General features: G+C 60.2%; 16 protein-coding genes. All 16 read right to left on the bottom strand.

The window, feature by feature from the left end; genetic code table 11:
* Positions 1-113: 113 nt before the first annotated feature.
* Entirely contained in the window at positions 114-959 is an 846-nt protein-coding gene (kdsA, locus tag ACOYXG_RS05250; RefSeq protein WP_007954807.1) for a 3-deoxy-8-phosphooctulonate synthase, read from the bottom strand.
* Positions 960-963: 4 nt separating this feature from the next.
* Positions 964-2595 carry a CTP synthase gene (locus ACOYXG_RS05245; protein ID WP_003222153.1) on the bottom strand — a complete coding sequence of 544 codons (1632 nt, stop codon included), beginning with the start codon at positions 2593-2595 and terminating at the stop codon, positions 964-966.
* A 274-nt stretch (positions 2596-2869) separates the two neighbouring features.
* Positions 2870-4186 (bottom strand): tRNA lysidine(34) synthetase TilS, encoded by a 1317-nt coding sequence (tilS, locus tag ACOYXG_RS05240; protein WP_256578356.1) that lies wholly within the window; start codon positions 4184-4186, stop codon positions 2870-2872.
* Positions 4187-4331: 145 nt separating this feature from the next.
* Positions 4332-5279, bottom strand: a complete 948-nt coding sequence (locus tag ACOYXG_RS05235) for an acetyl-CoA carboxylase carboxyltransferase subunit alpha (protein WP_064586192.1) — start codon at positions 5277-5279, stop codon at positions 4332-4334.
* Positions 5280-5418: 139 nt separating this feature from the next.
* On the bottom strand, positions 5419-8940 hold the full coding sequence (dnaE, locus tag ACOYXG_RS05230; protein WP_123587097.1) for a DNA polymerase III subunit alpha: 3522 nt from the start codon (positions 8938-8940) through the stop codon (positions 5419-5421).
* A gap of 76 nt (positions 8941-9016) precedes the next feature.
* On the bottom strand, positions 9017-9643 hold the full coding sequence (gene rnhB, locus ACOYXG_RS05225) for a ribonuclease HII (RefSeq protein ID WP_027611036.1): 627 nt from the start codon (positions 9641-9643) through the stop codon (positions 9017-9019).
* An 8-nt stretch (positions 9644-9651) separates the two neighbouring features.
* The gene (lpxB, locus tag ACOYXG_RS05220; RefSeq protein ID WP_027611035.1) at positions 9652-10782 is read right to left on the bottom strand and encodes a lipid-A-disaccharide synthase; all 1131 of its coding nucleotides are present in this window, start codon (positions 10780-10782) and stop codon (positions 9652-9654) included.
* Positions 10783-10784: 2 nt separating this feature from the next.
* On the bottom strand, positions 10785-11561 hold the full coding sequence (gene lpxA, locus ACOYXG_RS05215) for an acyl-ACP--UDP-N-acetylglucosamine O-acyltransferase (protein WP_007964278.1): 777 nt from the start codon (positions 11559-11561) through the stop codon (positions 10785-10787).
* Positions 11558-11998 carry a 3-hydroxyacyl-ACP dehydratase FabZ gene (gene fabZ / locus ACOYXG_RS05210; protein ID WP_003222142.1) on the bottom strand — a complete coding sequence of 147 codons (441 nt, stop codon included), beginning with the start codon at positions 11996-11998 and terminating at the stop codon, positions 11558-11560. The genes lpxA and fabZ overlap by 4 nt, the downstream gene beginning before the upstream one ends.
* A gap of 106 nt (positions 11999-12104) precedes the next feature.
* Complete coding sequence (lpxD, locus tag ACOYXG_RS05205) at positions 12105-13160, bottom strand: UDP-3-O-(3-hydroxymyristoyl)glucosamine N-acyltransferase (protein ID WP_027611033.1); 1056 nt, start codon at positions 13158-13160, stop codon at positions 12105-12107.
* A gap of 3 nt (positions 13161-13163) precedes the next feature.
* Positions 13164-13667, bottom strand: a complete 504-nt coding sequence (locus ACOYXG_RS05200; protein WP_003222140.1) for an OmpH/Skp family outer membrane protein — start codon at positions 13665-13667, stop codon at positions 13164-13166.
* A 45-nt stretch (positions 13668-13712) separates the two neighbouring features.
* Positions 13713-16100 (bottom strand): outer membrane protein assembly factor BamA, encoded by a 2388-nt coding sequence (bamA, locus tag ACOYXG_RS05195; protein ID WP_096795834.1) that lies wholly within the window; start codon positions 16098-16100, stop codon positions 13713-13715.
* A 74-nt stretch (positions 16101-16174) separates the two neighbouring features.
* Positions 16175-17527, bottom strand: coding sequence for a sigma E protease regulator RseP (gene rseP, locus ACOYXG_RS05190; RefSeq protein ID WP_460356290.1), 1353 nt, complete (start codon positions 17525-17527; stop codon positions 16175-16177).
* Positions 17528-17581: 54 nt separating this feature from the next.
* Positions 17582-18772 carry a 1-deoxy-D-xylulose-5-phosphate reductoisomerase gene (ispC, locus tag ACOYXG_RS05185; protein WP_135295055.1) on the bottom strand — a complete coding sequence of 397 codons (1191 nt, stop codon included), beginning with the start codon at positions 18770-18772 and terminating at the stop codon, positions 17582-17584.
* Positions 18769-19575 carry a phosphatidate cytidylyltransferase gene (locus tag ACOYXG_RS05180; protein WP_007964272.1) on the bottom strand — a complete coding sequence of 269 codons (807 nt, stop codon included), beginning with the start codon at positions 19573-19575 and terminating at the stop codon, positions 18769-18771. The genes ispC and ACOYXG_RS05180 overlap by 4 nt, the downstream gene beginning before the upstream one ends.
* Positions 19575-20330: a polyprenyl diphosphate synthase gene (gene uppS / locus ACOYXG_RS05175; RefSeq protein WP_183785768.1), complete on the bottom strand. Its 756-nt coding sequence runs from the start codon at positions 20328-20330 to the stop codon at positions 19575-19577. The genes ACOYXG_RS05180 and uppS overlap by 1 nt, the downstream gene beginning before the upstream one ends.
* Positions 20331-20338: the final 8 nt, after the last annotated feature.

Genomic DNA, 20338 nt, shown 5'->3' with positions numbered 1-20338 from the left:
GAAATCTTTTGACCGTCGGCAAGTGGTGTGCAGCGGGCAGCTTGCAGACGACAACGCACATGCCCGAGGGCATGTGCGACAAATCGTGCGGTACTTTACCGGAGAAATGAGCTTTACGCGGTTTCTACCGTCGGAAAACTCTTCACCAGTTCGTCCAAAGCTTTGAGCTGGGCCAGAAATGGCTCCAGTTTGTCCAGACGCAAGGCGCAAGGGCCGTCGCATTTGGCGTTGTCCGGATCCGGATGCGCTTCGAGGAACAGGCCGGCCAGCGACTGGCTCATGCCCGCCTTGGCCAGATCGGTGACCTGTGCACGGCGACCGCCGGCGGAGTCGGAACGACCGCCAGGCATTTGCAGCGAGTGAGTCACGTCGAAGAATACCGGGTACTCGAACTGCTTCATGATGCCGAAGCCGAGCATGTCGACCACGAGGTTGTTGTAGCCGAAGCTCGAACCACGCTCGCAGAGGATCAATTGATCGTTACCCGCTTCCACGCACTTGTTCAGGATGTGTTTCATTTCCTGAGGCGCGAGGAACTGGGCTTTCTTGATGTTGATCACAGCGTTGGTCTTGGCCATCGCCACGACCAGATCGGTCTGGCGCGACAGGAAGGCCGGCAGCTGAATGATGTCGCAGACTTCAGCGACGACCGCGGCCTGATCAGGCTCGTGGACGTCGGTGATGATCGGCACGCCGAAGGCTTGTTTGATGTCCTGGAAGATGCGCATGCCTTCTTCCAGGCCAGGGCCGCGATACGAAGTCACAGAAGACCGGTTGGCCTTGTCGAAGCTGGCCTTGAACACGTAAGGGATACCGAGTTTCTCGGTGACCTTCACGTACTCTTCGCAAACCTGCATGGCCATGTCGCGGCTTTCCAGCACGTTCATGCCGCCGAACAGCACCATGGGTTTGTCGTTGGCGATTTCGATGTCGCCGACGCGGATGATCTTCTGTGCCATCGGGTTACGCCTTCTTCTGGTGTTGAGCCAACGCAGCTTTCACGAAACCGCTGAACAGCGGGTGACCGTCACGTGGCGTCGAGGTGAACTCCGGGTGGAACTGGCAAGCGACGAACCATGGATGATCCGGCGCTTCGACCACTTCAACCAGCGCGGCATCAGCGGAGCGACCGGAGATTTTCAGGCCGGCTTCGATGATTTGTGGCAGCAGGTTGTTGTTCACTTCGTAGCGGTGACGGTGACGTTCAACGATCACGTCCTTGCCGTAGCAATCGTGCACCTTGGAGCCGGCTTCGAGCAGGCATTCCTGAGCGCCGAGGCGCATGGTGCCGCCCAGATCGGACGCTTCGGTACGCACTTCAACTGCGCCGGTGGCGTCTTCCCACTCGGTGATCAGACCCACGACCGGATGGCCGCTGGCGCGATCGAATTCGGTGGAGTTGGCGTCTTTCCAGCCCAGCACGTTACGGGCGAACTCGATAACCGCCACTTGCATGCCCAGGCAGATGCCCAGGTACGGAACCTTGTTTTCACGAGCGTACTGAACGGCAGTGATCTTGCCTTCCACGCCACGCAGACCGAAGCCGCCCGGAACGAGGATCGCGTCGACACCTTCGAGCAGCGCAGTGCCCTGGTTCTCGATGTCTTCGGAATCGATGTAACGCAGGTTGACCTTGGTACGGTTGGTGATGCCGGCGTGACTCATCGCTTCGATCAGCGACTTGTAGGCGTCCAGCAGTTCCATGTACTTGCCGACCATCGCGATGGTCACTTCGTGCTCTGGATTGAGCTTGGCATCGACGACCTTTTCCCACTCGGACAGGTCGGCGCCATTGCATTGCAGGCCGAAACGCTCGACGACGAAATCGTCCAGACCCTGAGCGTGCAGCACGGCCGGAATCTTGTAGATGGTGTCGACGTCTTCCAGGGAGATCACCGCACGCTCTTCAACGTTGGTGAACAGCGCGATCTTGCGACGCGACGACACATCCACCGGATGGTCGGAGCGGCAGATCAGCACGTCTGGCTGCAGGCCGATCGAACGCAGCTCTTTGACCGAGTGCTGGGTTGGCTTGGTTTTGGTCTCGCCAGCGGTGGCGATGTACGGAACCAGCGTCAGGTGCATCAGCATCGCGCGCTTGGAACCGACTTCCACACGCAGCTGACGGATGGCTTCGAGGAACGGTTGCGATTCGATGTCGCCAACGGTACCGCCGATTTCCACCAGGGCCACGTCGGCATCGCCGGCACCCTTGATGATGCGACGCTTGATTTCGTCGGTAATGTGCGGAATCACCTGGATGGTTGCACCCAGGTAGTCACCACGGCGCTCTTTGCGCAGCACGTGCTCGTAGACACGGCCAGTGGTGAAGTTGTTGTTCTGGGTCATGGTCGTGCGGATGAACCGCTCGTAGTGGCCCAGGTCCAGGTCGGTCTCGGCGCCGTCGTGGGTGACGAACACTTCACCGTGCTGGAACGGGCTCATGGTGCCCGGGTCGACGTTGATGTACGGATCCAGCTTAAGCATGGTGACCTTAAGCCCCCGCGCCTCCAGGATGGCCGCCAATGAAGCCGAGGCAATGCCTTTCCCCAATGAAGAAACAACACCGCCCGTGACGAATATGTAGCGCGTCATGAAAAACCCTAGAAGTCTGCGTTAAAGCGGTACGAGCCGCCGGGGAAAGCGAAGGAAGGCCGAAGCCCCCGATCACCTGCATTAATCACAGTGCACCTTTCAAAAAAACCGCCGCGTTGGGACAGACCGGCAGATGAAACACCGGTACGTTGCTCGCTACACATTTTTTGGAATCGCCCAGCAAAGACTGCTTGGTAATCGGCAACTCCTGCAATTCAGGCGAATCCACAGAAGTTGTATCAAGAAGGGAGCGTAGTCTACCGGAATGCCCCTTTCATCTCAAACCTTGATCTTCGTCTGTTGGCTGCCAATGCAATTTCCAGCCGTCCGACTCCTGCCCGTCAAGCCCCGGCAGGTTCGCCACGGCGAGCAATTCTGCGCCGCGAAACAGCAGCGGCAATCTGCCACGGACGAAGCCCGGCACCGCGCGCTCATTGAGCAGGCGCTTGAGATCGCGGTGGCCGCGCCCCGCCAGATGCATCAGCTCGCCGCCCTGCCGATAGCCAATGCGCAGCGGCCCGACGGGAGTCTGCCCGCTGAACATGACACGCCCGTTATTCGCCAAGCGTAGCGTTGTCGACGGGTCAGGCCACTCGACGCTGACCGCTGGCGCGCGCAGCCAGTCGCCGCTCAACCACCATACCCGGCCGGCGCTGCGCTGCAGCTCACCGTCGGCCAGACGCCAGACCGGGGATGCATCGCTGGCAGCACCGCACAGGTCGTTCCAACCCGACCAATGGTCAGTGTCGGGCAGCCGGGTCAGCGGTTCGAGCCAGTGGCTGAGTGCATTGCGCTGACGAGCGGCGGACAGACTCGTCAGCGGCGCCAGCTCCAGCGACGGCAGGCCCAGCCATGAAAACTCGCTCGGCGTGGCGGTTTGCGCCAGATCGAGCTGCGCCAGCTCATCGAGCAAGCCTTGCGCCTCACGCAGGTGCGCCGCGCTGCGGGCCATGCTCGCCTGCGCCTGCGGCCAGCGCGCGGTGAGCAACGGCAGCACCTGATGGCGTAGATAGTTGCGCGAGAACTGCCGATCCTGGTTTGACGGGTCTTCGATCCAGCGCAACTGATGCGCGCGGGCGTAAGCCTCAAGCTCGGCGCGCGTGACGTCGAGCAATGGCCGCACCAGCGTGCCCTGCCCCAACGGTCGCTGCGCCGGCATCGCCGAAAGACCGCGAACACCGGCACCGCGCATCAGGCGAAACAGCAGGGTTTCGGCCTGATCATCACGGTGTTGCCCGGTCAGCAGCACCTCATCCGCCTCGGTCAGCGAGGTGAACGCCGCATACCGCGCCTCCCGCGCCGCCCGCTCCAGACTGGCGCCGAGTTGTACTGACACCCGAATCACTTGCAAAGAAACGCCCAGCGTATCGCAGACCGACTGACAATGCGCCGGCCACGCATCAGCCGCAGCCTGGAGGCCATGGTGGATATGGATGGCGCTGAGCGCCGGCAGGGAATGGTGTTTAGCGAGATGCGCAAGCAGATGCAGCAGGACGGTGGAATCGAGACCACCGGAGAAAGCCACGCGCCAGGTCCTGGCATTGCGCCAGGCTGCAAGGTTCAGCAGAAGCCGGGACGGCAGATCACTCACGGACTGACCCCTATCTAACTGTTTGCCCAAATCAAATGTGGGAGCGGGCTTGCTCGCGAAGGCGTTTCAACAATCAACACATCTGTCGACTGTTATACCGCTTTCGCGAGCAAGCCCGCTCCCACATTGGGTATTGCGAGATCTGTCAGAGACCGTAGCTCATCAGACGATCGTAACGACGCTTGAGCAGCGCTTCGTTGTCGAACTTCTTCAGCATCGCCAGCTGCGAGCTCAGCTCGGCACGGATCGATGCAGCGGCAGCCGCCGGATCACGGTGAGCGCCGCCCAGTGGTTCACCGATCACCTTGTCAACGATACCCAGACCTTTCAGGCGCTCGGCGGTGATGCCCATGGCTTCAGCGGCATCCGGCGCTTTTTCGGCGGTTTTCCACAGAATCGAAGCGCAACCTTCCGGCGAGATCACCGCGTAGGTCGAATATTGCAGCATGTTCAGTTGATCGCAGACGCCGATGGCCAGTGCACCACCGGAACCACCCTCACCGATGACGGTGGCGATGATCGGGGTCTTCAGACGCGACATCACGCGCAGGTTCCAGGCAATCGCTTCGCTCTGGTTGCGCTCTTCAGCGTCAATGCCCGGGTAAGCACCCGGGGTGTCGATGAAGGTCAGGATCGGCATCTTGAAACGCTCGGCCATCTCCATCAGACGGCAGGCCTTGCGGTAGCCTTCCGGACGCGGCATGCCGAAGTTGCGGCGTACCTTCTCACGCACTTCACGGCCCTTCTGGTGGCCGATGATCATCACCGGCTGGTCTTCCAGACGTGCCACGCCACCCACAATGGCCGCGTCGTCGGAGAAGTGACGGTCACCGTGCAGTTCGTCGAACTCGGTGAAAATGTGCTCGATGTAGTCGAGGGTGTACGGGCGTTTCGGGTGACGCGCCAGGCGTGCGATCTGCCAGCTGGTCAGCTTGCCGAAAATGTCTTCGGTCAGCGTGCGGCTCTTGTCCTGCAGGCGGGAGATCTCATCGCCGATATTCAGCGAATTGTCATTACCGACCAAGCGCAACTCTTCGATCTTGGCTTGCAGGTCGGCGATCGGCTGTTCGAAATCTAGAAAATTCGGGTTCATAGGCGTCCGTCTTGGGTCGTGTCCCAAATGAGCTTGGGCCGGCCGGTTGTCTATTCGCGCCCTACCTTAAGGGAGAGGCGCGCTGAGGTCGAGATTAAAAATTCAGGTTGTGGGCAAGCGCAATGATGGCACTTGCCGGTCAACGGTATTGGAGGAAGACGTTGTCTCGCCCGAACTGGTCACGCAGGGCTTGAATCAACGCATCCGCCGGGTCGATTCGCCAGGTCTCGCCAAACTGCAGCAAGGTCTTCGCATCGGGGCTGGTGTACTCCATGGTGATCGGGCACGCCCCGCGGTGACGCTTGAGCAGCTCACCCAACCAGCGTAGCTGATCGCCTTTCAAGTCCTGAGTGTGCAGCTTCAGGCGCAGGCTCTCGGCCAGATTGGTCCGTGCATCTTCCATGCTCATCACCCGTTTGACCCGCAGGCGCAGGCCGCCGGAGAAGTCGTCGTTGCTGACCTCGCCTTCGACCACCACCATCGCGTCGGTCTGCAGCAGTGACTGCGCGGAGTGGAACGCATCGGCGAACAGCGACGCCTCGATCCGCCCCGAGCGGTCGTCGAGGGTGATAAAGCCCATCTTGTCGCCCTTCTTGTTCTTCATCACCCGCAGAGCAATGATCATCCCGGCCACGGTTTGCGTGTCGCGGGCCGGTTTCAGGTCGATGATGCGCTGCCGGGCGAAACGGCGAATCTCGCCTTCGTACTCGTCGATCGGGTGACCGGTCAGGTACAGGCCCAGAGTGTCTTTCTCACCCTTGAGCCGCTCCTTGAGGGTCAGCTCCTTGGCCTTGCGGTGCGTCGCGTAGACGTCCGCATCTTCCTCGACAAACAGCCCGCCGAACAGGTCGGCATGGCCGCTGTCGCGGGTGCGTGCGGTCTGCTCGGCCGACTTGATCGCCTCCTCCATCGCCGCCAACAGCACCGCGCGGTTGCGGTCGATGTTGGCCTGATAAGCCTTCTGCTCGTCATGGAAGTACGGCCCGAGGCGATCCAGCGCGCCGCTGCGGATCAAACCGTCCAGCGTACGCTTGTTGATGCGCTTGAGGTCGACCCTGGCGCAGAAGTCGAACAGATCCTTGAATGGACCGGCCTGACGGGCCTCGGTAATCGCTTCCACCGGACCTTCACCGACACCTTTGATCGCGCCCAGGCCGTACACGATGCGGCCTTCGTCGTTCACCGTGAACTTGAACTCCGAAGTATTCACGTCCGGCGCGTCGAGGCGCAGCTTCATCGTGCGCACTTCCTCGATCAAGGTCACGACCTTGTCGGTGTTGTGCATATCCGCCGAAAGCACCGCTGCCATGAATGGCGCCGGGTAGTGGGCTTTCAGCCAGGCAGTCTGGTACGACACCAGGCCGTAAGCAGCGGAGTGGGACTTGTTGAAGCCGTAACCGGCGAATTTTTCCACCAGGTCGAAAATGTTACCGGCAAGATCCGCGTCGATATTGTTCGACGCACAACCTTCAATAAAGCCGCCGCGCTGCTTGGCCATTTCCTCGGGTTTTTTCTTACCCATCGCCCGACGCAGCATGTCCGCACCACCGAGGGTGTAACCGGCCATGACCTGGGCGATCTGCATCACCTGTTCCTGATACAGAATGATGCCGTAAGTCGGCGCCAGTACCGGCTGCAGGCCTTCATACTGGTAATCCGGATGCGGATAAGCCAATTCGGCGCGACCGTGCTTACGGTTGATGAAGTCATCCACCATGCCCGATTGCAGCGGGCCCGGACGGAACAGGGCCACCAGTGCGATCAAGTCTTCGAGACAGTCAGGCTTGAGCTTTTTGATCAGCTCTTTCATGCCCCGGGATTCGAGCTGGAATACCGCGGTGGTTTCAGCTTTTTGCAGCAACTGATAAGTCGGTTTGTCATCCAGCGGGATAAACGCGATATCCAGCGGCGGCTCGTTGACCTTGGCGCGGTCACGGTTGATGGTTTTCAGCGCCCAGTCGATGATCGTCAGGGTCCGCAGGCCGAGGAAGTCGAACTTCACCAGACCGGCCGCCTCGACGTCGTCCTTGTCGAACTGGGTCACCAGACCATCGCCAGCCTCGTCGCAATAGATCGGCGAGAAGTCGGTCAGCTTGGTCGGGGCGATTACCACACCACCGGCGTGCTTGCCGACGTTACGCACCACGCCCTCAAGCTTGCGCGCCATCTCCCAGATTTCCGCCGCTTCCTCATCGACCTTGATGAAGTCGCGCAGGATCTCCTCCTGCTCGTAGGCTTTTTCAAGGGTCATGCCGACTTCGAACGGAATCATCTTCGACAGACGATCCGCCAGGCCGAATGACTTGCCCTGGGCCCGCGCCACGTCGCGCACCACAGCCTTGGCGGCCATGGAACCGAAGGTGATGATCTGGCTTACCGCGTTGCGACCGTATTTCTCGGCCACGTAGTCGATCACCCGGTCACGACCGTCCATGCAGAAGTCGACGTCGAAGTCGGGCATCGAGACCCGTTCCGGGTTGAGGAAACGTTCGAACAGCAGGTCGTATTCCAGCGGATCGAGGTCAGTGATCTTCTGCACATAGGCCACCAGCGAGCCGGCACCCGACCCACGGCCCGGGCCCACCGGCACGCCGTTGTTCTTGGCCCACTGGATAAAGTCCATCACGATCAGGAAATAACCGGGGAAGCCCATCTGGATGATGATATCCAGCTCGAAATTCAGCCGGTCGACATAGACCTGACGCTTGGCCTCGTAATCTTCGGTAGTGTCCTTGGGCAGCAGTACGCTGAGGCGGTCTTCCAGACCGTCGAACGACACCTTGCGGAAGTATTCATCGATGGTCATGCCATCGGGAATCGGGTAGTCGGGCAGGAAGTGCTTGCCCAGCTTCACGTCGATGTTGCAGCGCTTGGCGATCTCGACGGTGTTTTCGATCGCGTCGGGAATGTCGCTGAACAGCTCGGCCATTTCCTCGGCGCTTTTGAGGTATTGCTGGTCGCTGTAATTCTTCGAACGCCGCGGATCGTCGAGGGCACGGCCCTCACCGATGCACACGCGGGTTTCGTGAGCGGCGAAGTCTTCCTGCTTGATGAAACGCACATCGTTGGTCGCCACCAGCGGCGCGCCGAGCTTGTCGGCCAGGGCCACGGCACCGTGCAGTTGCTCTTCGTCGTTGGGACGATTGGTGCGCTGGATTTCCAGATAGAAACGATCCGGGAACACCGCCATCCATTCGCGCGCCAACATCTCGGCTTCGTCCGGGTTACCACTGATCATGGCCATGCCGATCTCGCCTTCTTTGGCAGCGGACAGCATGATCAGGCCTTCGTTGGCCTCGGCGACCCATTCACGCTCGATGATGATCATGCCGTTGCGCTGGCCGTCGATGAAGCCGCGCGAGATCAGCTCGGTGAGATTGCGATAACCCTTGGCGTTCATCACCAACAGGCTGATCCGGCTCAATGGCCCGTCCGGATCCTTGTTCGACAGCCACAGGTCGGCACCGCAGATCGGCTTGATGCCGGCGCCCATGGCGTTTTTATAGAATTTGACCAGGGAACACATGTTGTTCTGATCGGTGACCGCCACGGCCGGCATGTTCATGCCGGTCAGCGCCTTGACCAGTGGCTTGATCCGCACCAGCCCGTCGACCAGGGAGTATTCAGTGTGCAGGCGTAGATGAACGAATGAAGCCGGCATAGTGATCCTGTCCAGTTACATAGAGACAACAAGGCCCGGATTGTACCGGGCCTCGAACAAAACATCAGCCTTGCGCCTAAACCTGCGTCAGGCCTTCGAGCGCCTCGTAAGCCTGACGCACCGGGGCGAAGGAGCGCCGGTGAATCGGGGTCGGGCCAAGGCGCACCAACGCTTCCAGATGAACGGGCGTCGGGTAGCCTTTATGACCGCCGATGCCGTACCCCGGGTAGATCAATTCGAATGCAGCCATTTCACGGTCGCGGCTGACTTTGGCCAGAATCGACGCGGCAGCGATGGCCGGTACCTTGCCGTCACCCTGCACCACCGCTTCGGCGCGCATCGGCAGTTTCGGGCACCGGTTGCCGTCGATCATCGCCAGTTTCGGCTGAATATGCAGCCCGGCCACCGCGCGTTGCATGGCGAGCATGGTCGCGTGGAGGATGTTCAGCTCGTCGATTTCCTCGACTTCGGCGCGTGCAATGCACCAGCTCAGGGATTTCTCGATGATCTCGTCGTAGAGTTTCTCGCGCTTGGCTTCAGTGAGTTTCTTCGAGTCGTTGAGGCCGAGGATCGGCCGGTTCGGATCGAGGATCACCGCCGCCGTCACCACTGCGCCGCACAACGGGCCACGACCGACTTCGTCGACACCGGCCACCAGTTCTTCGACTTCGGCGACCAGGGTGAAATCCAGGCCCATCTGCATCGTCTTGCTCATTGTTTCTGACCGATCAGGTTGAGGACGGCATCCGCCGCCTGATTGGAAGCATCCAGCCGCAGGGTGCGGTGGATCTCGTCGAAGCCTCGGGTCTGCTCTTCGCCGCCTTCGATCAATGGCAACAGTGTCTGGGCCAGGGCCTCGACTGTCGCATCATCCTGCAACAATTCCGGCACCAACAGACGCTGGGCCAGCAGGTTCGGCAGCGACACGTACGGGCTCTTGACCATGCGCTTGAGAATCCAGAAGGTCAGCGGTGCCAGGCGATACGCGACGACCATTGGCCGCTTGTACAGCAACGCTTCCAGCGTCGCCGTGCCCGAAGCGATCAGCACCGCGTTACACGCCGCCAAGGCCAGATGCGACTTGCCGTCGAGCAGGGTTACTGGCAAGTCGCGGCCAACCAGCAACTCTTCGAGCTGAGCGCGACGCTCGGCATTGGCGCACGGGATGACGAAGCGAAGCCCGGGGCGCATGGCCCGCAGACGCTCGGCCGTATCCAGGAACAGCGCACCGAGACGGCCGACTTCGCCACCGCGACTGCCGGGCATCAATGCCACCAGCGGCCCGTCGGGCAAGCCGAGTTCGGCACGCGCTGCGGCGCGATCGGCCTGCAGCGGAATGGTATCGGCCAGCGTATGACCGACGAACCGCACCGGCACGCCCTTCTCTTCGTAGAATTTTGCTTCAAACGGCAACAGGGTGAGCATCAGATCGCAGCCTTCGCGAATCTTCAGCACACGCTTCTGGCGCCACGCCCACACCGAAGGGCTGACGTAATGCACGGTCTTGATCCCGGCCTGACGCAGCTTGAGTTCGATGTTGAGGTTGAAATCGGGAGCGTCGATGCCGATGAACACATCCGGTTTCTCGGCGATCAGCGTGGCGATCAGGTCCTTGCGGCGCTTGAGCAACTCGCGCAGCCGCCCAAGGACTTCCACCAGCCCCATGACCGACAGACGTTCCATGGGGAAATAAGACGTCAGGCCCTCGGCCTGCATCAACGGACCGCCGACACCGATGAACTCGACTGCCGGATGTTGAGCCTTGAGGGCGCGCATGAGGCCGGCGCCCAGAATGTCGCCGGAAGCTTCGCCCGCCACCAGCGCAATACGCAGACTGGCCATGATCAGCGGGTGATGCCGCGAGTCGACGACTGGATCGAGTCACGAAACAGCGCGACTTCCGGGAACTGCGCAGCAGGTTCGGCCAATTCGGCCAACGCTTGCTCCACGGTCAGGCCCTGGCGATACACGGTTTTGTAAGCGCGACGCAGCGCATGAATCGCGTCTTCGCTGAAACCACGACGGCGCATGCCTTCGAAGTTCATGCTGCGCGCTTCGGCCGGGTTGCCGAACACGGTGACGAAAGCCGGAACGTCCTTGCCGATGGCGGTGCCCATGCCGGAAAAACTGTGGGCGCCGATGTGGCAGTACTGATGCACCAGGGTGAAACCGGAAAGGATCGCCCAATCGTCAACGTGCACATGCCCGGCCAACGCGGTGTTGTTGACCAGGATGCAGTGGTTGCCGATCACGCTGTCATGCCCGATGTGGGCATAGGCCATGATCAGGTTGTGATCGCCCAGCGTGGTTTCCGAACGGTCCTGCACGGTGCCACGGTGAATCGTCACGCCTTCGCGAATGACGTTGTGATCACCGATCACCAGACGGGTTTCCTCACCCTTGTACTTCAGGTCAGGGGTGTCTTCACCGACCGAGGAAAACTGGTAGATGCGATTGTGCTTGCCGATGCGGGTCGGGCCTTTGAGGACCACATGCGGTCCGATCACAGTACCCTCGCCGATTTCCACACCTGCGCCGACGATCGACCACGGGCCGACCTCGACGCCATCAGCCAGAACGGCCGACGGATCGATGATTGCGCGAGGGTCAATCAAACTCATAGCTTGCGTTCCGCACAGATGATTTCAGCCGAGCAGACTGGCTTGCCGTCGACCGAAGCCTGGCATTCGAATTTCCAGATCTGGCGCTTGCAGCTGATGAACTTGGCTTCCAGGATCAACTGGTCACCCGGCAGCACTGGCTGACGGAAACGCAGCTTGTCGGAACCGACGAAGTAGTAAAGGGTGCCATCGGCCGGCTTCACGTCGAGCATTTTGAAACCGAGGATCCCGGCAGCCTGGGCCATCGCTTCGATGATCAGTACGCCCGGCATGATCGGGTGCGCCGGGAAGTGGCCGTTGAAGAATGGCTCATTGATGCTGACATTCTTGTAGGCGCGAATGCGCTTGCCTTCAGTGTCCAGTTCCACCACCCGGTCCACCAGCAGGAACGGGTAACGGTGAGGCAGGTATTCGCGAATCTCGTTGATGTCCATCATTTCGGGGGGAAGCCTATGTAAAGATTGGGAGCGCGACTGACGCGCACTCCTCTAGCAAATCAAGGAGGCAGTCTAGAGGCTGTGCACACTTGATATGGAAATGGTATCAGCCATCAGATGAAGCATTGCTGCCGGGGGTCACTTCCCCGACGCGCTTTTCCAGCTGCTTCAAACGTCGCGCGAGGTCATCGAGCTGACGGATGCGGGCCGCGCTTTTGCGCCATTCGGCCGCCGGTTGCATGGCTGTGCCGGAAGAATAGGCACCCGGCTCGGTAATCGAGTGGGTCACCATGGTCATCCCGGTCAGGAAAACGTTGTCGCAAATATCGATGTGCCCCACCAGGCCGACACCACCGGCGAGCATGCAGTGCTTGCCGATTTTGGTGCTGCCGGAGATACCGACACAGGCCGCCATGGCGGTGTGATCACCGACCTGGACGTTGTGCGCGATCTGGATCTGGTTGTCGAGTTTCACGCCGTTGCCGATCACGGTATCCGCCAGCGCGCCACGGTCGATGGCAGTGTTCACGCCGATCTCGACATCGTCGCCGATGGTCACGCCGCCGATCTGGGCGATCTTTTGCCAGATACCTTTCTCGTTGGCAAAACCGAAGCCTTCACCACCGAGCACGGCACCGGACTGGATCACTACACGCTTGCCGATGCGCACGTCGTGGTACAGCGTCACCCTCGGAGCGAGCCAGCCGCCCTCGCCGATTTCACTGCGGGCACCGATGACGCAATGGGCCCCCAGGGTGACCTGCGCACCAATGCGCGCACCGGCCTCGATCACCACAAACGGGCCGATGCTGGCGCTTGGATCAACCACCGCATCCGGTGCAATCACCGCCGTGGGATGAACACCCGCAGTGGCTTTCGGTTTGGGATCGAACAGATGGGAGATACGGGCGTAAGCCAGATAAGGATCCGGCACCACCAGCGCGTTACCGGCAAAACCTTCGGCGTCGGCTTCCTTGAGCAATAGCGCAGCCGCCTGGGAACTTGCCAGGTATTTACGGTATTGAGGATTTGCCAGAAAGCTCAACTGAGCTGGGCCAGCCTCCTGCAAGGTGGCTAGCCCAGTAATTTGCTTCTCGGGGTCGCCACGCAGGGTGGCGCCGAGGAACTCGGCCAACTGGCCGAGCTTGATAGTCACGGTCATGGGTTACTTCAGCTGATTCATGCGCTCGATAACCTGGCGCGTGATGTCGTACTGAGGTTTGACATCGATCACTGCGCCACGCTCGAACACCAGGTCAAAGCCACCTTTTTTGATGACTTCTTCCACTGCGCTATCCAGTTTCGGCTTCAGTTGCTTGAGCATTTCGCGGTCGGCAACTGCCTTGGCTTCGTTCAGTTCCTTGGACTGGAACTGGAAGTCACGGGCCTTTTGCTTGAATTCAAGCTCCAGACGCTCACGCTCGCCCTGCTGCATCTTGTCGCCACCGGCCATCAGACGGTCCTGAATGCCCTTGGCGCTGCTTTCCAGCGTCTTGAGCTTGGTCAGTTGCGGACCGAACTTCTTCTCGGCATCCACGGCGTATTTCTTGGCCGCGTCGGACTCCAGCAGTGCCATCTGATAGTTCAGAACGGCGATTTTCATGTCGGCGAACGCCGGGCCTGCCACCAGTACGGAGGCCAGGAGAACCAATTGAGTCAACTTACGCACGATGCACTCCTACAAAATCCATTGTCGTTATCTTGGGTCAGACGCTTAGAACGTCTGGCCGAGGGAGAATTGGAACACTTGAGTTTCAGCGTCATCCGGTTTCTTGATCGGCATGGCCAACGCGAAGCTCAAAGGCCCCAGTGCGGTTACCCACGTCACGCCCACACCGACGGAACTGGCCATGTTGCTCAGGCTGATGTCGTTGCACTGAGTGTTGGCTTTTGTACCGTCAGCGTTGCTGGTCGACTTGCAAGTCGAATCGAACACGTTACCCACGTCCCAGAATACCGAGGTGCGCAGGGAACGTTGATCTTTCACGAATGGCAGCGGGAACAGGACTTCAACACCACCCTGGATCAGCACGTTACCACCGAACGGCAGCGGATCCTGATCCGGGTCGGCCAGCGTACCGGCGTTACCTGTAACCCCGGCACCACGACTCGGGGTACTGCGAGGACCCAGCGTACTGTCCTTGAAGCCACGTACCGAGTTGAAACCACCAGCATAGTAGTTTTCATAGAACGGCAAGCCGTCGGTCGAACCATAACCGTCGCCATAACCCAGTTCGGTGTGCAGACGCAGGGTGTAGTTTTCGGTGATCGGCTGGAACAACTGACCACGGTAGTCGAGCTTGTAGAACGACAGGTCGCTGCCCGGGATCGTGGTTTCCAGCGTCAGGCTCTGCGAACGGCCACGGGTCGGCAGCACGCCCTTGTTCAGGGTCGACTCGGACCAGCCGGCCGAAGCCTTGAAGTTCAGGTAGTTGTCGCCTTCCTTGTTAACGAAGTCGAAAATCTCGTCAACGGTGTATTGACCGGTCTTGATCTTGTCCTGCTGAGCGGACAGACCGAAGGTCAGACGCGAAGTCTCGCTGATCGGGTAGCCAACGTTGACGCCGGCACCCAGGCTGTCTACCGCATAGCTCGCTACGTCGACGTCGAGGTCTTTGTAGTCGGTGGTGCGATAGAACGCGTTGTAACCCAGGCTCACGCCATCGGCGGTCCAGTAGGGGTCAACGTAGCCGAAGTTGTAGCGACTCTGGTATTCGCTGCGAGTAAGGCCCACGCTCACACGGTTACCGGTACCGAGGAAGTTGTTCTGGGTGATCGAACCACCGAGGATCAGACCGGCACTCTGCGCGAAACCGACACTGGCAGTGATCGAACCGGAAGCTTGTTCTTCAACGGCGTAGTTCACGTCAACCTGGTCGTCGACACCCGGTACAGCCGGCGTTTCAACGTTCACTTCCTTGAAGAAGCCCAGACGCTCCAGACGGGTCTTGGACTGGTCGATCAGGTAGGTCGAAGCCCAGCCACCTTCCATCTGACGCATTTCACGACGCAGCACTTCGTCCTCGGACTTGGTGTTGCCGCGGAAGTTGATGCGATTGACGTAGGCACGTTTGCCCGGATCGACGGCGAACAGGATGTCCACAGTGTGATCGTCGTCATGCGGCTGAGGTACGCCGTTGACGTTGGCGAAGGTGTAACCCTCGTTACCCAGACGGCGGGTGATCAGTTCGGAGGTGGTGGTCATCAGCTTGCGCGAGAACACCTGGCCTTTCTGCACCAGCAACAGCGACTTGACCTGGTCTTCAGGCACTTTCAGGTCACCGCTGAGCTTGACGTCACGAACGGTGTACTTCTCGCCTTCGGTGATGTTGACGGTGATGTAGACGTGCTTCTTGTCCGGGGTGATGGACACCTGGGTCGAAGCGATATCCATGTTGATGTAGCCACGGTCCAGGTAGTAGGAACGCAGGCGCTCCAGGTCACCGGAGAGTTTTTCACGGGCGTACTTGTCGTCGTTCTTGAAGAACGACAGCCAGTTGGTGGTTTTCAGCTCGAACAGGTCGATCAGATCGTCATCAGGGAAGACCGTGTTACCCACCACGTTGATGTGCTGGATGGCCGCCACGGTGCCTTCGTTGATCTTCACTTTCAGCGCGACGCGGTTGCGCGGCTGCGAGACCACTTCGGTGTCGACGGTCGCCGAGTAACGGCCTTGGGCAACGTACTGACGTTGCAGCTCGTTACGGACACCTTCGAGGGTGGCGCGCTGGAAGATTTCACCTTCGGACAGACCGGACTGCTTGAGGCCCTTCATCAGGTCTTCGGTGGAGATCGCCTTGTTGCCTTCGATCTCGATACTGGCGACCGACGGACGTTCGACGACCGTGATCACCAGAACGTTGCCTTCGCGGCCCAGCTGGATATCTTGAAAGAAACCGGTTTTGAACAACGCACGAGTGGATTCCACCAGGCGACGATCATCCGCCTGCTCGCCGACGTTCAACGGCAAGGCACCAAAGACGCTACCCGCGGAGACCCGCTGGAGGCCATTGACGCGAATATCAGAGATAGTGAAGGACTCGGCGTGAACTTCGGCGATCATCAATACGGTGAGAACCGCAGTTAGCAGCAGACGTTTCATGAAGTCCTTTCTTATTCCAACTGGCAATAAACAAACTGCCGCAAAATGCGGCAGATTCGCAATTCAGCGAAGCTTTACAGTCGACCCAGATCATTGACCAGAGCAAGCAACATCACTCCGACCACCAAACTGATACCGATCTGCACCCCCCAACCTTGCACCCGATCCGACAAGGGGCGACCACGCACCCACTCAATCAGATAAAACAACAAATGCCCCCCATCCAGTACAGGAATGGGCAGCAAATTCAGAACCCCCAGGCTAATACTCAGATAAGCAAGGAAATTCAGGAAATCAGCAACGCCCGACTGGGCAGAAGCGCCCGCCACTTTAGCAATGGTTATCGGCCCACTCAAGTTTTTTACCGAGAGCTCGCCAAACAGCATTTTCTTCAGTGAGTCCAGCGTCAGGATGCTCATGGTCCAGGTACGCCGGGCACCCTCGCCAATCGCGGCCAACGGGCCATAACTGACCTCGCGGATCATTTCCGGCGGCCAGTCCACTGCTTTCACGCCAGCACCCAGATAACCGCTCGGCGCCTTGCTTTCGCCACGCGCAGCCAAGGTCACCGGGACGACGATTTGAGCACCGTCGCGCTCGACGCGCAGCAAGATTTTGGTATCAGGACGCGTACGAACGGTATCAACCACTTGCTGCCAGTCACCCAGCGCCTGGCCATCGAGCGACAACAGGCGGTCGCCGGTTTTCAGACCAGCGGCCTGCGCCGGACCTTTTGGATCGAGCTCGGCCAGCACCGGCGGCAACGCCGGGCGCCATGGGCGAATACCCAGCGAGCGAATCGGATCGGGTTCATCAGCCCCTTTGAGCCAGTGATCCAGCGCCAGTTCGCGCGGCGTGTCAGCGGTAGAGCCCTGCTCGCGCACGAGCAATTGCAGGGAACCGCTTTCCCCAAGACGACGAACCAACTGCAAATTGACGGCCGCCCAGCCGGAAGTCGGCTCACCATCGATGGCGACGATTTCCTGACCGGCACTCAAACCGGCCTTGGCCGCGATGCTGCCGGACTCGACGGCACCGATGACCGGACGGATCTGCTCACTGCCGAGCATCGCCAGCACCCAGAAAAACACCAAGGCCAGCAGGAAGTTGGCGATCGGTCCCGCCGCGACAATAGCGATGCGCTGGCGAACCGATTTGCGATTGAAGGACTGATGAAGCTGATCGGCTGGCACCTCGCCTTCACGCTCATCGAGCATTTTGACGTAGCCACCCAGCGGAATCGCGGCGACAACAAATTCAGTGCCCTGCTTGTCGTGCCAGCGCAGCAGGGGCATGCCGAAGCCTACGGAAAAACGCAAAACCTTGACGCCACAGCGACGCGCGACCCAGAAGTGGCCGAATTCGTGAAAGGTGACCAGTACACCCAAAGCGATCAGGGTGCCGGCAATCATATAGAGCGCGCTCATCTACTTTCTCCGCAATCCTGTTCAGTGCCGCGTGACGCCATGGTTCTGCAACGGCTATCGGCCGTGACGATCAAGCCATTGTTCCGCCAGAATCCGCGCTTTCGCGTCTGCGGTAAACACCGCATCCAGATCCTCAAGCGCAACCACTGGCTCGAGGTTCAGCACGTCCTCGATGATACTCGCGATTTCCAGATAACCAACGCGTCCGTCGAGAAACGCCGCGACTGCCACTTCGTTGGCCGCATTGAGCATGGCCGGTGCGCTGTTGCCAGCCTCCGCCGCCTGCCGCGCCAGGCGCAGACAAGGGAAGCGCTGTTCGTCCGGCGCCTCGAAATCCAGGCGCGCAACGGCAAACAGATCCAGCGGTGCCACACCCGAGTCGATCCGCTCAGGCCAGGCCAATGCGTTGGCAATCGGCGTGCGCATGTCAGGGTTGCCCAACTGCGCCAATACCGAGCCATCCACATAGTCGACCAGCGAGTGAATCACACTCTGCGGATGGATCACCACCTCGACCTGCGACGGCTTGGCATCGAACAGCCAGCAGGCCTCGATCAACTCCAGGCCCTTGTTCATCATGCTGGCCGAGTCCACCGAAATCTTGCGACCCATCGACCAGTTCGGGTGCGCACACGCCTGATCAGGCGAAACATGCGCCAGCTCGCTCATCGGCGTCTGCCGGAAAGGACCGCCCGAAGCCGTCAGCAGAATCCGCCGCACGCCGACCGCACCCAGTCCACGGGCAAAATCCTGCGGCATGCACTGGAAGATCGCGTTGTGTTCGCTGTCGATCGGCAGCAACACCGAACCGCTCTTGTGCACGGCCTGCATGAACAGCGCGCCAGACATCACCAGCGCCTCTTTGTTGGCCAGGAGAATTTTCTTCCCGGCCTGCACCGCCGCCAGCGTCGGGCGCAGGCCCGCGGCGCCGACAATGGCCGCCATCACAGCATCGACTTCAGGGGCGGAGGCAACCTGGCACAGGCCCTCCTCGCCGACCAATACACGAGTGGACAGACCGGCAGCCCGCAAGTCGTCCTGCAGACCACGCGCCGCCGCCACTTCAGGCACTACCGCGAATTGAGGCACATGGCGAACGCACAAGGCGAGCAACTCGCTCAGGCGCGTGAAACCGCTCAGGGCGAAAACCTGATAACGCTCGGGATGCCGAGCGATAACGTCGAGGGTGCTCAGGCCAATCGAACCGGTAGCCCCCAGAACAGTGATCTGTTGCGGGCGGCTCACGGTGCAGCCATCCACAGCAGTACGGCAAAAATCGGGATCGCAGCGGTCAGGCTGTCGATGCGATCAAGCACACCGCCATGACCGGGCAGCAGGTTGCTGCTGTCCTTGATGCCGGACTGGCGCTTGAACATACTTTCGGTTAGGTCGCCCACCACCGAAATGAACACGATCAACGCAGCGCCGATCAAGCCCTTGAGCAGTTCGGCCACGGTCCAGTCACGCACCAGGCCGACGATCGCGGTGATCACCAGACTCAGCGCCAGACCACCATAAACGCCTTCCCAGCTCTTACCCGGGCTGACTTGCGGCGCCAGCTTGCGCTTGCCGAAAGCACGGCCGGAGAAGTAAGCACCGATGTCGGCACCCCAGACCAGCACCATCACCGCCATGATCAGCCAGTTACCCAGCGGGTACTGTTTGATCTGCACCAGCCCTTGCCAGGCCGGCAACAGGATCAGCAAGCCGATCACCAGTTTGGTGGCCGCCGTAGACCAGTGCTCGCTCGAGCGCGGGTACGTCAGCACCAGGTACGTCGCCACCGCCCACCACAACACCGAAGCGCCCAACACCCAAGGGGCGAGGCCCGGCAGGACGTACATGACGAACAGCATCAGCGCGACGACAGCGGCAAAGCCGACACGGAACGACTGCGCGGTAAAGCCCGCCAGGCGTGCCCATTCCCAGGCGCCCAGGCTTACGACCAGACCGATGAACAGCGCAAAACCGGAGCCTTCGAGCAGGAAAAACCCGCACAAAGCGATCGGCAGCAGGATCAGCGCAGTGATGATTCGTTGTTTAAGCATTAAACCCGGGCTCCAGCTTCGACCTGTTCGCTCGTTTTACCGAAGCGACGCTGGCGCGAAGCGAAATCGGCCAGCGCGATGCGCATGGCTTCGTGTTTGAAGTCCGGCCAGAACAGGTCGGAGAAGTACAACTCGGCATACGCCAGTTGCCACAGCAGGAAGTTGCTGATGCGGTGCTCGCCACCGGTGCGGATGCACAGGTCCGGCAACGGCAGGTCGCCGGTGGCCAGACAGGTTTGCAGCAGATCCGGTGTGATGTCTTCCGGACGCAGATGCCCGGCCTGGACTTCACGCGCCAGACGCTGCGCAGCCTGGGCAATATCCCACTGACCGCCGTAGTTGGCGGCGATCTGCAGAATGAAGCGGTTGGCACCAGCGGTCATGGCCTCGGCTTCGCGCATCGCTGCCTGAAGCTCAGGATGGAAACGCGAGCGATCGCCAATGATGCGCAAGCTGATGTTGTTGTCGTTCAGACGCTTGGCCTCACGACGCAGCGCCTTGAAGAACAAATCCATCAAGGCACTGACTTCATCGGCCGGGCGCTGCCAGTTTTCACTGGAAAAGGCGAACAGGGTGAGCACTTCGACCTTGGCCTCGGCGCACACCTCGATCACTGCCCGCACAGCATCCACGCCGGCCTTATGCCCGGCGACACCCGGCATAAAGCGTTTTTTCGCCCAGCGATTATTGCCATCCATGATGATCGCGACATGGCGCGGCACCGCGGACGGCGCAGACTGCTTGGTCTTGTCCATTAAAAGCT

It is taken from the genome of Pseudomonas sp. G3-39 (assembly GCF_054790485.1).
This window is presented reverse-complemented; position numbering and strand designations above follow the sequence as displayed.